The sequence below is a fragment of the Clostridium sp. Marseille-Q5894 genome (genome assembly GCF_946902305.1).
GTDB lineage: Bacteria > Bacillota_I > Bacilli_A > Erysipelotrichales > Coprobacillaceae > Thomasclavelia.
Genome location: NZ_CAMPPT010000004.1, coordinates 69,603 through 82,404, shown reverse-complemented (window position 1 = coordinate 82,404; position 12,802 = coordinate 69,603). Strand labels below are relative to the sequence as shown.

At 29.9% G+C, this 12,802-nt stretch carries 12 protein-coding genes; 8 read left to right on the top strand and 4 right to left on the bottom strand.

Annotated features, from left to right (window positions below):
- The first annotated feature begins 161 nt into the window (after positions 1 to 161).
- The 8 genes from OC535_RS07510 to OC535_RS07475 all read left to right on the top strand — a co-directional run bounded on the left by OC535_RS07510 (position 162) and on the right by OC535_RS07475 (position 8,472).
- Positions 162 to 554 carry a hypothetical protein gene (locus OC535_RS07510; protein WP_024721777.1) on the top strand — a complete coding sequence of 131 codons (393 nt, stop codon included), beginning with the start codon at positions 162 to 164 and terminating at the stop codon, positions 552 to 554.
- A 2-nt stretch (positions 555 to 556) separates the two neighbouring features.
- Positions 557 to 1,390 (top strand): DUF5685 family protein, encoded by an 834-nt coding sequence (locus OC535_RS07505; RefSeq protein WP_498823509.1) that lies wholly within the window; start codon positions 557 to 559, stop codon positions 1,388 to 1,390.
- Complete coding sequence (locus tag OC535_RS07500; protein ID WP_024721776.1) at positions 1,390 to 2,001, top strand: J domain-containing protein; 612 nt, start codon at positions 1,390 to 1,392, stop codon at positions 1,999 to 2,001. The genes OC535_RS07505 and OC535_RS07500 overlap by 1 nt, the downstream gene beginning before the upstream one ends.
- Positions 2,002 to 2,016: 15 nt before the next feature.
- Positions 2,017 to 3,777 (top strand): molecular chaperone DnaK, encoded by a 1,761-nt coding sequence (gene dnaK / locus OC535_RS07495; RefSeq protein WP_227052421.1) that lies wholly within the window; start codon positions 2,017 to 2,019, stop codon positions 3,775 to 3,777.
- Positions 3,778 to 3,985: 208 nt separating this feature from the next.
- The gene (gene nadA, locus OC535_RS07490; protein ID WP_227052420.1) at positions 3,986 to 4,897 is read left to right on the top strand and encodes a quinolinate synthase NadA; all 912 of its coding nucleotides are present in this window, start codon (positions 3,986 to 3,988) and stop codon (positions 4,895 to 4,897) included.
- A 14-nt stretch (positions 4,898 to 4,911) separates the two neighbouring features.
- Complete coding sequence (locus OC535_RS07485) at positions 4,912 to 6,213, top strand: L-aspartate oxidase (RefSeq protein ID WP_227052419.1); 1,302 nt, start codon at positions 4,912 to 4,914, stop codon at positions 6,211 to 6,213.
- On the top strand, positions 6,191 to 7,045 hold the full coding sequence (gene nadC, locus OC535_RS07480; RefSeq protein WP_024721774.1) for a carboxylating nicotinate-nucleotide diphosphorylase: 855 nt from the start codon (positions 6,191 to 6,193) through the stop codon (positions 7,043 to 7,045). Before OC535_RS07485 ends, nadC begins: the two co-directional genes overlap by 23 nt.
- 59 nt (positions 7,046 to 7,104) lie before the next feature.
- Complete coding sequence (locus OC535_RS07475) at positions 7,105 to 8,472, top strand: FAD-dependent oxidoreductase (RefSeq protein ID WP_227052418.1); 1,368 nt, start codon at positions 7,105 to 7,107, stop codon at positions 8,470 to 8,472.
- 29 nt (positions 8,473 to 8,501) lie between these two features.
- On the opposite strand, the gene OC535_RS07470 is transcribed toward OC535_RS07475, so the two are convergent.
- The 4 genes from OC535_RS07470 to OC535_RS07455 all read right to left on the bottom strand — a co-directional run bounded on the left by OC535_RS07470 (position 8,502) and on the right by OC535_RS07455 (position 12,651).
- On the bottom strand, positions 8,502 to 9,143 hold the full coding sequence (locus OC535_RS07470) for an epoxyqueuosine reductase QueH (RefSeq protein WP_024721772.1): 642 nt from the start codon (positions 9,141 to 9,143) through the stop codon (positions 8,502 to 8,504).
- A gap of 463 nt (positions 9,144 to 9,606) precedes the next feature.
- Positions 9,607 to 10,632 (bottom strand): tRNA preQ1(34) S-adenosylmethionine ribosyltransferase-isomerase QueA, encoded by a 1,026-nt coding sequence (gene queA / locus OC535_RS07465; RefSeq protein ID WP_227052417.1) that lies wholly within the window; start codon positions 10,630 to 10,632, stop codon positions 9,607 to 9,609.
- 1 nt (position 10,633) lies between these two features.
- A complete protein-coding gene (gene tgt / locus OC535_RS07460) occupies positions 10,634 to 11,770 on the bottom strand; it encodes a tRNA guanosine(34) transglycosylase Tgt (RefSeq protein WP_024721770.1) in 1,137 nt (378 codons plus the stop codon).
- Between the two features lie 92 nt (positions 11,771 to 11,862).
- Positions 11,863 to 12,651, bottom strand: a complete 789-nt coding sequence (locus OC535_RS07455; RefSeq protein WP_024721769.1) for a Cof-type HAD-IIB family hydrolase — start codon at positions 12,649 to 12,651, stop codon at positions 11,863 to 11,865.
- Between the last annotated feature and the right edge of the window lie 151 nt (positions 12,652 to 12,802).

Below are 12,802 nucleotides of genomic sequence, written 5' to 3'. Positions count from 1 at the left end.
ATGATTTGAAACATCTTCTTATTGATAGAAGATGTTTTAAATTGTGATATTTTTAGTTGATGATATAATCTAAAATTGTTGTGGTATAATAAGTAAGTTCATGAATAGTTAATAATAAAAAAATATACTATGTCATAGAAATTTAATATTGGGGTGCTTATATGAAAGATAAATTTTATCAATTTATGCAAGGTAGATATGGTAGTGATCAATTAAATAGTTTTTTAATTATTATCAGTATTATTTGTTTTATTATTAATATTTTTATTAGTAATATTGTTATTGAAATTGTATTTTTGGTAATCTGGTTTATTGTACTTTTTAGAATGTTCTCTAAAAATATATATGCAAGAAACCAGGAAAATGAAAAATATTTAAATTTTTTAAGTCCTTTAAATCGTTATTTAAGACTTAAGTTGATGAATCAGCAAGAACCAACGCATAAGCACTTTGCTTGTCCTAATTGTAAACAAATGGTAAGAGTGCCTAAGGGGCATGGTAAAATTATTATTACCTGTCCAAATTGTAAAAATAAATTTGAAAAGAGAAGTTAATTATGTTTGGTTATGTAGTAATAAATAAACCAGAGATGAAATTTAAAGAGTTTGATATCTATCATTCTTATTATTGTGGTTTGTGTAAAACATTAAAAGATAAATATGGATTAAGAGCACAGGTTTCTTTAAATTTTGATATGAATTTCTTAGCCATCTTATTAAGTGGTTTATACGAACCTGATACAAAGCTTAAAAATGAACGTTGTATCATCCATCCTTTAAAAAAACATCAGGCACGTTATAATGAATGTGTCGATTATGCGACTAAAATGACAATCGTTTTAACGTATTTTAAATGTGAAGATGATTGGCTGGATGAAAGAAAGATTAGTCGGCAAACATATAAAAAACTGATAAAAAAAGCCTATAATAAGGTTAAAAAAGAGTATCCTGATAAAGTAGATGAAATAGAGAAGTGTTTGCATAAGATCAATGATTATGAAAAACAGGGTTTAAATAATCTTGATGAAGTATCAAAATACTTTGGTAGAGTCATGGGACTCATTTGTGCTTATAAAAATGATGAATGGTATGATGAGTTGTATGAATTAGGATTTTATTTAGGAAAGTTTATTTATTTTATTGATGCTTATGAAGATATTGAAGATGATTTAAAGAAAGAAAATTATAATCCTTTAAAACAAACATATCAGACGACGCAGTTTGATGAGCGCTGTAAAGATATTTTAGAGTTAATGATATCAGAGGCTACGATGGCTTTTGAAAGAATGCCAATTATTGAAAATGCTGCTATTATACGTAATATCTTATATAGTGGTGTATGGACTAAATATGAATTGATCAAGAAAAAACGAATGGAAGGTAGGAAATAATGAATCCATATCAAATATTAGGAATAGATCCCCAAGCAAGCGATGACGAGGTAAAAAAAGCGTATCGAACATTAAGTAAGAAATATCATCCTGATGCTAATATAAACAATCCTAATCAAGCTGCTTATACAGAAAAATTTAAAGAAGTTCAAACTGCTTATAAAACAATTATGGATGATCGTAAACGAGGTTTTACTAATCGTAATTATGGAGGTAATCAAAATACTGGTCAGTATAGTTATCAATATAGTGGTAATGATCAGGCTGCTTTTAATGAAGCAGCAGGTTTTATTAACGCCCGAAGATATCAAGAAGCACTTAATGTATTGAATCAAATAAGAACGCGAAATGCAATGTGGTTTTATTATAGTGCAATTGCTGAAAATGGTGTGGGTAATAACATTACCGCAGTTGATTACGCGCAAACAGCAGTGCAGATGGAGCCAAGTAATTTACAGTATTTATTATTATTACAGCAGTTACAAGGTGGTCAAAGGCAGTATCAAACAGGTCGGCAAACATACGATTCGCCGTTTGGTGATATGACATTTTGTTATAATGTAATGTTATGCAGTTGTTTATTAAATTGTTGTGGCTGTAGAATTTGTTAAAAGGAGAGAATAAAGATGAGTAAAGTAATTGGAATCGATTTAGGAACTACGAATAGTTGTATGGCTTATATGGAAAATGGTAAAGCAGTTATCATTCCTAATAGTGAAGGTAATAAAACGACACCAAGTGTAGTTGCATTTACAGCTGATGGTAAACGTTTGGTTGGTGAAAACGCTAAGCGTCAGGCAGTAACTAATCCCAATAATACAATTTCTTCAATCAAGCGTGAAATGGGAACAAATTATCGTAAAACAATCAATGGTAAAGCTTATAGTCCTCAGGAAATTTCAGCAATGGTATTACAAAAGTTAAAGATCGATGCTGAGGCTTTTCTTCAAGAAAAAGTAACTGAAGCAGTAATTACAGTACCAGCATATTTTAATGATGCGCAACGTCAGGCAACTAAAGATGCTGGAAGAATTGCTGGTCTTGAAGTAAAAAGAATCATTAATGAACCTACCGCAGCCGCTTTAGCATATGGACTTGAAAATAGTTATGGTCAAAAAGTAATGGTTTTTGATTTAGGTGGGGGAACTTTTGATGTTTCGATTATTGAAATTGGAAATGGTGTGATTGAAGTTCTTTCGACCTCAGGTGATAATCATCTTGGTGGAGATGATTTTAATGAGTGTGTTGCTAAATATATTGTTGAAGAGTTTAAAAGAGCTGAAGGAATTGATTTAAGTCATGATCAGGTAGCGATGCAAAGAATCAATGAGGCTGGTGAAAAAGCTAAAATTGAGTTATCATCAATGGTTACAACAATTGTAAATTTACCATTTATTACTAATACAAATACGGGGCCTAAAAATTTAGAAGTTGAATTAACACGCGCTAAATTTAATGCTTTAACTAAGAATCTAGTTGACCGCCTTGTTTTACCGATGCAAAATGCTTTAAATGATGCAAGATTGACTCCTGCAGATTTAAATAAAATAATTTTAGTAGGAGGATCTTCTAGAATTCCGGCAGTTCAAGATAAAATCAAGGAGATAACGGGTAAAGAAGCTAGTAAATCTTTAAATCCTGATGAATGTGTAGCTTTAGGAGCAAGTATTCAAGGAGGTAAGTTATCAGGTGATGTTAGTACAACTGGTAATTTTGATGTGTTGTTATTAGATGTAACACCATTAACGCTATCGATTGAAACAGTCGGTGGGGTAGCTACACCATTGATTGAACGTAATACAACTATTCCTACTAGTCATTCACAAATCTTTACAACTTCTGCAAATTTTCAAACTCAAGTAGAAATTAATGTTTTACAAGGGGAAAGACCGCTTGCTAAAGATAATAAGAGTTTAGGTAAATTTAAATTAAAGAAAATTAAAAGAGCGATGCGAGGAGTACCGCAAATTGAGGTAACATTTGATATTGATGCCAATGGAATCGTTAATGTATCAGCTAAAGATCTAGCTAGTGGAAATATGCAAAGTATCACCATTGAAAATACTTCTAATATGTCTGATGCTGATATTGAAAGAGCAATTCATGAAGCTAAGCAGTTTGAACAGCAGGACGCTCTTACTAAAGAACGTTTAGTTTTTAAAAATGAGGTAGAAAATCTGGTTCTTTCAATTGAAGCTGCTTTAGCTAAAAATGGTAAACAAATTGATAAAGCAATGAAATCGAATATTAAAAATGAACTTGCTAGTTTTAAAAAGTTAACTAAAAAAGTTGATTTTGAAACTTGTGACCAGGCTAAGTTTGATGAAATTAAAAGTGCTAAGATCAATTTAGAATCAGTAGCTGCATCATTATTATCAATGCAATAAGGTATTTGCTATAATTGTAGCAAGTGGATAATAGATTCTAGTTTTGTTACTAGAATCTTTTAATTATGTAAAGAAATAATGTATAATGGAAGAAAGAGTATATCTTGAAATAATATCTGGTGTCTTGTTAACTATTTCACTTGACAATGGGTGTGATTTATGGGATATTTTATCTAATGTACAAGAACTTTGAAATGGGGATAGTTATATGAATAATATTGTTGATGAAATTAAAAAACTAAAAGAAGAAAGAAATGCTGTTATTCTAGCACATTACTATGTTGATGGAGCAATCCAGGATATTGCTGATTATTTAGGAGATTCATATTATTTATCTAAAATTGCTGTAGATTGTCCACAAGATGTTATTGTGTTTGCTGGAGTTGAGTTTATGGGCGAAAGTGCAAAACTTTTAAGTCCTAATAAAACGGTCTTAATGCCAGACAGTGAGGCTGATTGTCCGATGGCACATATGGTTGATGAGTATTTTATTGCCCGAATGCGAGAAAAGTATGAAGATTTGTGTGTTGTATGTTACATAAATTCAACAGCAGAGATCAAGACGATGGCTGATGTTTGTGTAACATCATCAAATGCCAAAAGAATTGTAGAGGCTTTGCCAAATAAAAATATTTTATTTATACCTGATCAAAATTTAGGTAAACATATTGCTAAGATCGTTCCAGATAAAAATTTTGTTTTTTGCAACGGGTATTGTCCAACTCATTATCGAATTAAGGTTGAAGATATTCAAAAGGCTAAACAGTTGCATCCTGGTGCACCAGTGTTGATTCATCCTGAGTGCCGACCAGAATGTGTAGCGTTAGCTGATTATGCTGGTAGTACATCGGGTATTATTGATTATGCTACTAATGATCAAGAACATGATGAATTTATCGTTGTTACTGAAGTAGGGGTAATTCATGAAATGGAAAAACGTAATCCAGATAAAAAATTCTATCCAGCAACAGATAAATTAGTTTGTCCAAATATGAAGAAAAATACGCTTGAAAAAATCAGAGATTGTTTAAAAAATAATACAAATCAAGTTATTCTTGATGATGAATTCATGGTCAAAGCTAAAAAACCATTGGAAAGAATGCATGAACTAGCAAAATAAGAAGGTGGAGAATAATGGATAATAATTTTGATGTAATCATTGTCGGAACAGGAGCAGCTGGGCTATTTGCTGGGCTATGTTTACCACGTGATTTAAAGATTCTAATGATTACTAAAGATAAAATTGAAAATAGTGATTCTTACTTAGCGCAAGGTGGAATTTGTACTTTAAAAAGTGCTGATGATTTTGATGCCTTTTACCAAGATACTTTGAAAGCAGGACGTAATGAAAATAATCCTGAATCAGTTAGAATAATGATTCAACAGGCACCACAGATAATGAAAGATCTAATGGATTATGGGGTTGAATTCGATCGTGATAGTGAAGGAAATTTGGCTTATACTCGTGAAGGAGCACATTCTGAATTTAGAATTTTGCACCATCAAGATGTTACTGGTAAAGAAATCACATCAAAACTAATTAAACAAATTGAATTATGTGGTAATATTACAGTTATTGAAGATGCAACGATGCTAGATATTATTAATGATAATAATAGAGTAACAGGAATTATTATGGAAAATAATAACGAAATCGTGCAAATTAATGCTAAGGTCGTTATTCTAGCTACTGGAGGAATGGGTGGTTTGTTTGAACATTCTACTAATTTTAGACATATTACTGGAGACAGCTTTGCAATAGCGTTAAGAAATAATATTGAATTAGAGAATATAAATTATATTCAAATTCATCCAACTACTTTATATACAACTAAACCAGGAAGAAGTTTTTTGATCAGTGAGTCAGTTAGAGGCGAAGGAGCTCATTTATTGAATCCAAATATGGAACGGTTTGTAGATGAGTTATTACCACGAGATGTCGTTAGTAATGCGATAAAAAAAGAAATGGATAAATATAATAGTCCTTATGTTTATTTATCAGTTATGCATATGGATCATGATCAGATTCAAACTAGATTTCCCCATATTTATAAGCAATGTCTTGAAGAAGGTTATGATATGTATCGTGAACCAGTACCTGTTGTTCCGGCTCAGCATTATTTGATGGGAGGAATCAAAAGTGATACTTTTGGTAGAACTTCTATGGAAAATTTATTTGCTGTTGGTGAAACAGCATGTAATGGTGTACATGGAGCGAATCGTTTAGCCAGCAATTCTTTATTAGAAAGTCTAGTTTTTGCTAAAAGAGCTGCTAGAGTAATTAAAGATGAAATCAATAAAATCAATTTTGATCCACAGTATATCGATATTAGTAAATACAACAAAGATAAATTAATGATTGATAATAGAAGAATAATTATGGAAGAAATTAAAAGAAAAGACGGTGAGTTCTATGATAAATGGTGTAAATCTTAAGGTTAATATCGATGATTATATTTTAAGTGCTCTAAAAGAAGATATTACAAGTGATGATGTTACAACTAATGCTGTTATGCCTGAAGCTAAGTTGGGTCATGTTGATTTAATTTGTAAACAAGATGGAATCATTTGTGGTTTAGAAGTTTTTGAAAGAACGTTTAAGCTATTAGATAGCAATTGTAAATTTACCACTAAATATCATGATGGTGATAAAATAAAAAAAGGTGATTATATTGGTGAAGTAATTGGTGATATCAGAGTATTATTATCTGGTGAAAGAGTAGCTTTAAATTATTTGCAACGAATGAGTGGGATTGCAACATATACTCATGAGTCGGTAGAAATCTTGAAAGGTTTTAAAACTAAATTATTAGATACACGTAAAACTACACCTAATAATCGTATTTTTGAAAAATATGCAGTTAAAATAGGTGGTGGAACAAATCATCGTTATAATTTATCAGATGGAGTGTTGATCAAAGATAATCATATCGGAGCAGCCGGAAGTATTACTAAAGCAATTGAAATGGCACGTGATTATGCACCGTTTGTTCGAAAAATTGAAGTAGAAGTAGAAACTCTAGAACAGGTTGAAGAAGCTTTAAATGCTAAAGCAGATATTATTATGTTGGATAATATGGATAATGAGATGATGAAAAAAGCTGTTATCATGATTGGTGATAAAGCACAAAGTGAATGTTCTGGTAATGTTACTAAAGAGAGACTTTTAGAAATTGCTAAAATAGGCGTGGATTTTGTTTCTTCTGGGGCTATTACTTATGGAGCACCGATTCTAGATTTTTCAATGAAAAACTTAAAACCTTATTAGATACTGAAGTTTCAGTATCTTTTTTATTTTAAAGGACATAATTTTATAAGGTGATAAAAATGGAAAATGAATCATATTGGCAAAAAACAGTAAAATTGCCAAACTATCCTAAAATAGAAGCTGACTGTAATTACGATATTGTTATAATTGGTGGGGGAATGAGTGGCATAACTTTAGCTTATCGTCTGAATGATAGTAATTTTAAAGTAGCATTAATTGAAAGTGATAAACTAGCAAGCAAAACAACAGGGCATACGACAGCAAAAATAAGTTATTTACATGATGTTCTTTATGAAGATATTTGCAATGCTTATGATAAAAGTAAAGCTAAAGAATACTTAGATTCTAATTACGAAGCTTTACAAGAAATCAAAAATATTATTGAAATAAACCAGATTGATTGTGATTTTAAAGAAAATCTTGCTTATATTGAAGCTAAAGATAGTGAAAATAACAAAAAAATCGTAAATCAAATTAAATTATTTAAATCATGGGGATTTGATGTTGTTGAAAATGTTACTAATGATGGATATGTATCGATGGGACTTTATCATCAAGCTATATTTCACCCATTAAAATATCTTAAAGGAATATTAGAAAAATGTGATAAAATAGATATTTATGAAAATTCATTAGTAACAAAAAAAGAAATCAAAGATAATGAATTTTATTTAGAAGTCAACAAAAAGAAAGTTCAAGCAAAAAAAATAGTTTGGATGACACGCTATCCACCTAATTTACAAAAAGGCTATTTTTTTAGAATTTTACAAGAAAAAGAACATGTTATTTATAGAGAAGGGAAAAGACAAAAAGATAGTATCTTGAATTTAACTACTAATTTTTCTATTCGTCCAGTAAATGAAAATGCAGTTATTGAAATAAATAAAAATTTTACTAAGGATCAATGGCATTGGTATGGACAAGATAGTGTGCCATTAAGAAAAATACCCTATATTGGTAAAATTAATGAAAATGAATTCATAGCTTATGGTTATAATAAATGGGGCATGACTTTGAGTCATGTAGCTAGTAAACTAATTTATGAGTTGATTATAAATAATGATAGTAAATTTGCTGCATTGTATGATCCTAATTATGGTCATTATTTACATTCTTACAAAGATATTATTAAATTGGTTAAAAATAATTATCATGGAATGATAAAGAATCGGATTTTAGTATCTAAGGAAGTAAAATTAAATTGTAATCAAGGGAAAGTAGTACGCTATCATGGACATTTAATTGCAATCTATAAAGATAAGCAAGGAAGAGTTTTTTACTTTTCACCATATTGTCCTCATTTAAAATGTGTAGTAGAATTTAATGAAAAAGATCAAATATGGCATTGTCCATGTCATGGATCTATCTTTGATTGTCATGGTCATCTTATTAGTGGACCTGCAACAAGACAATTAAAGAAATATTAAAAACATGAGCTATAAACTCATGTTTTTAATTAATTATTTTTGTTGTGTTCTTCTTTTCTTTTCAACATATCTTGATACGAATAAATACAACCACAATAACTTTGACGATACAAGTGATATTTATCAGCAAAACGAACAGATTTTAAATAGCCATTATTTTTTTTAAAATCACTGAATAAAAACTTTGTTTTTTCTTGATCAAATGAAGCTCCGATTTCATTGATCCATTGGCTATTTTTATGTGGTGAAACACTCAATACCGTAGTCCAATATTCGAATTTATTTTTAGAGGCATAATCAAAAGCTCTAGACATCCTTTTTTGATAACAAAGATAACAACGTTTACCTCCTTCAGGTTCATCTTTGTAAATAGCAATTTTTTCAAGATATTCTTTAGGCAAATAAGGATCTTCAATAACTTTGATGTGGTGATTGAAGTCCAAATTAAATTGATCAATAAAAGTCAATAATTCTTGATAACGTCGCTGATATTCATCATTAGGATAGATGTTAGAATTAGAATAGTATATGGTAATATCAAAAATATCAGCAATTTCTTTAATAACATTACCACTGCAAGGGCCACAGCATACGTGTAAAAGTAATGTTGGTCTTGTTCCTTTTATTTTTTGTAATTCTTCTTGAAATTTTAAGTCATAATTTATTTTCATGCACTAATTATAGCATATTTGGAGATTAAAATTAATGATTTTAATATTTATCATGGATTTTAAGTGAAAAATTAGAAAGCTATTAATTATTTTTAAACTAAATCCATAGTCGTTTATCAGATTCTTTTAAATCACTTATTCTTTGTTTAAACTGTTTATAATCATTTTCTTTAACTAATTTTCTAGCGAACTTCAATAAAATCAATAGTATCTTATAAAGCTAGACAATCTATTTCCTTTTTTGACTCGTTTGCGGCTAGAATATTTATCTTTTCTTTTTTCATTAAACTGGCTTAATGATCTTGATCATCATAGAGCAGGAATTTGAATAAGATGTCACATTATACAGTACTAGTTCTTTTGATGTTTATTACATCTAATATACATAGGAATTTAGTGTTTTACTTTAAAAAATAAAACCAGGAGTAGAAATGTGATATTTCTACCTCTGGTATGTATAAATTTAGATTATAAACATACTATCACCAAAACTAAAGAAACGGTATTTTTCATTAATTGCTTCTTGATATGCTTTAAATATAAATTCTTTTGAAGCAAAAGCACTAATTAACATTAATAATGTTGATTTTGGTAAATGAAAATTAGTAATTAAACAATCAATAGCTTTATATTGATAGCCTGGATAAATAAAAATATCAGTATTTTCATGAGTTGCTTTAAATTTGCCATACTTTTGCATGTTTGCTTCTAAAGTTCTAGTTGAAGTTGTTCCCACCGCAATGATTCTTTGCCCATTAACTTTAGCCTGATTTAATTTATCAGCAACTTCAGGTTCGATCATATAATATTCGCTATGCATATGATGTTCTAAAACATTATCTACTTTTACAGGTCTAAAAGTTCCTAAACCAACATGTAAAGTTACATCAAGAATTTCAATTCCTTTAGCTTTGATTTTTTCAATAATTTCATTAGTGAAATGTAGTCCTGCAGTTGGTGCCGCCGCACTACCTTCAATTTTAGCATATACAGTTTGATAACGATTTTGATCTTCTAATTTTTCTTTGATATAGGGAGGAAGCGGCATTGTTCCTAATTGATCTAAAATCTCATAAAAAATTCCTGTATAGATCATTTTAAATATTCTAATACCTTCATCTTTTATTTCAAGACATTTTGCTTTTAATAAACCATCACCAAAACTAATAATAGTCCCGATTTTAACGATTCTAGCATTTCCGACTAAACATTGCCAAATATCATCACCTTGGTCCTTTAATAACAAAACTTCAACATGACCATTAGTTTCTTCTTTGATGCCAAATAAACGTGCCGGAATAACTTTAGTATTGTTTCTTACTAGAATATCGCCTGGTTTTAAATAATCAATGATGTCATAAAAATGCTTATGTTCTATTGTTTGTTTTTCGCGATTCAAGATCATCAATCTTGAGGTATCCCGCTTGTCTAACGGTGTTTGGGCAATCAGTTCTTCTGGTAGTTCAAAATCAAATTCACTTAGTTTCATTTTAAAAGGCCCTCTTATAGACATCATGACCGTATTTATTTAGAAACTCTTCTTTAAAATCAAGCAAGCGGTCTTCTTTTATAGCTTCTCGAATATCTTTAGCGAGTTCTAATAAGAAATTAACATTATGAATAGATAATAACGTTTTTCCAAATATTTCATCACATTTATGTAAATGACGAACATAAGCTTTTGTATAATTTTTACAAGTATAACAATTACAATTAGAATCAAGTGGTGAAAAATCATATTTAAATTTTTCATTATTGATATTAATTCGTCCCATACTTGTCATAACTGCACCATGACGAGCGACTCTTGTTGGTAAAACACAATCATACATATCAATTCCTCTTATTGCACATTCAATTAAATCGATAGGATTACCGACTCCCATTAAATAACGCGGTTTATCTTCAGGCAACCATTTAATTGCATCATCGACCATTTTATACATAACATCTTTAGGTTCACCGACACTTGTACCACCAATCGAATATCCAGGGAAATCCATTTTAACTAGTTCTTTAGCACATCGTTCTCTTAAATCAGAAAATTCGCCACCCTGCACAATTCCAAAAAGAGCTTGTTTATCAGTGTTTTTATGGGCCTCTTTACCACGCTTAGCCCATCTTAAGGTTCTTTCCATACTATCTTTCATATATTCATAAGTGCATGGATATGGAGCACATTCATCAAATGACATAATGATATCAGCTCCTAATTTATTTTGAATTTCAATTGCTTTTTCTGGAGAAAGAAAAAGCGCCCTTCCATCAATAATGCTTTTAAATTTAACTCCTTCTTCTTCGATTTTACGGGTATTTCCTAATGAAAATACTTGAAAACCACCACTATCAGTAAGCATTGGTCCATCATAATTCATAAATTTATGTAAACCGCCAGCTTGTTCAACTACATCTTCACCTGGTCGAAGCCAAAGATGATAAGTATTGGCAAGAATCACTTGTGAATGCATTTCTTTCAACATTTCTGGGGAAATTCCTTTTACAGTAGCTAACGTCCCAACCGGCATAAACATTGGTGTTTCAACATCACCATGAGGAGTATGTAAGATTCCATAGCGGGCACCTGATTGTTTACAAACATGTTTTAATTCATAACTTATTGCTGCCATAATTGTCCTCCTTAAAGCAAGCATTATTATACCTTAATCTTATTACAAATACAATTTTTGTTTAAAAAATAAACCAGTTTGTTTAAACTGGTTTAAATCAATTTTAAATGCTCTAAAGCGTGATAAATACCATCATCTTCAATATCTTTAGTAACATAATAAGCATATTTAAATAATTCTGGATCACCATTTCCCATTACAATCGCATGCTTAACATAACCTAGCATTGGTTCATCATTAAAACTGTCTCCAAAAACATAAGCATCATCTTTTTCTAAATTAAAATAATCTAATAAAAATTGAATTCCTGTTGCTTTAGAATAACCTTTAGGCACTATTTCACCAAAATTTTTATCTCTAGTAATATAATCAAAATCATCAGCAATGCTTTCTTTAAAAGTATTAATATCACTATCTTCATCAAACCAGATAGTAAGTTTATCAAAAGATAATTTAGGATCGTCAAAAGTTGATAGTGTGAATTCAGGGGTATTTTGATAGCGTTGTTTTATCTCTTTTACTAATGGATGACGAATATGCTGATCAAAATATATTGAATCAGTTCCTTCTAATACCCCATCAATATTAGTTTTTCTAACTAATTCTTTTATCTCATTACATCGTTTAGATGATAATGTAAAAGAAGATAAGACTTTATCATGGTAACGAATATATGTTCCACAACCACAAACATAACCATCAGGGTCTAGATCTTTTATGCAGTTATCAATCAGTGAAAATGTTCTGCCTGTGTTTATAAAAATAAGATGCCCGTTTTCTTTTGCTTTTTTCAAAGCTGTGATCGTACTTTCTGGAATCGAATGGGTTTTTTCAGATAACAAAGTACCGTCAATATCAAAAAACATAATTTTATTATTCATAACTACCTCCAATGTCATTATTATATAATAATAAAATAGAAATTATTAGTTTTTATCAAAAATAGAAAATTTTTGTTTTATGTAAAAATAATAAAGTATAAATTTAGAATAAATAAGTTAACTTGTAGGATTTATGTTGATTTTTATGTCG

Coding starts and splice junctions, on each gene's coding strand:
- OC535_RS07510 (WP_024721777.1), top strand. CDS start 162: ATGAAAGATAAATTTTATCAATTTATGCAAGGTAGATATGGTAGTGAT.
- OC535_RS07505 (WP_498823509.1), top strand. CDS start 557: ATGTTTGGTTATGTAGTAATAAATAAACCAGAGATGAAATTTAAAGAG.
- OC535_RS07500 (WP_024721776.1), top strand. CDS start 1,390: ATGAATCCATATCAAATATTAGGAATAGATCCCCAAGCAAGCGATGAC.
- dnaK (WP_227052421.1), top strand. CDS start 2,017: ATGAGTAAAGTAATTGGAATCGATTTAGGAACTACGAATAGTTGTATG.
- nadA (WP_227052420.1), top strand. CDS start 3,986: ATGAATAATATTGTTGATGAAATTAAAAAACTAAAAGAAGAAAGAAAT.
- OC535_RS07485 (WP_227052419.1), top strand. CDS start 4,912: ATGGATAATAATTTTGATGTAATCATTGTCGGAACAGGAGCAGCTGGG.
- nadC (WP_024721774.1), top strand. CDS start 6,191: ATGATAAATGGTGTAAATCTTAAGGTTAATATCGATGATTATATTTTA.
- OC535_RS07475 (WP_227052418.1), top strand. CDS start 7,105: ATGGAAAATGAATCATATTGGCAAAAAACAGTAAAATTGCCAAACTAT.
- OC535_RS07470 (WP_024721772.1), bottom strand. CDS start 9,143: ATGAAAATAAATTATGACTTAAAATTTCAAGAAGAATTACAAAAAATA.
- queA (WP_227052417.1), bottom strand. CDS start 10,632: ATGAAACTAAGTGAATTTGATTTTGAACTACCAGAAGAACTGATTGCC.
- tgt (WP_024721770.1), bottom strand. CDS start 11,770: ATGGCAGCAATAAGTTATGAATTAAAACATGTTTGTAAACAATCAGGT.
- OC535_RS07455 (WP_024721769.1), bottom strand. CDS start 12,651: ATGAATAATAAAATTATGTTTTTTGATATTGACGGTACTTTGTTATCT.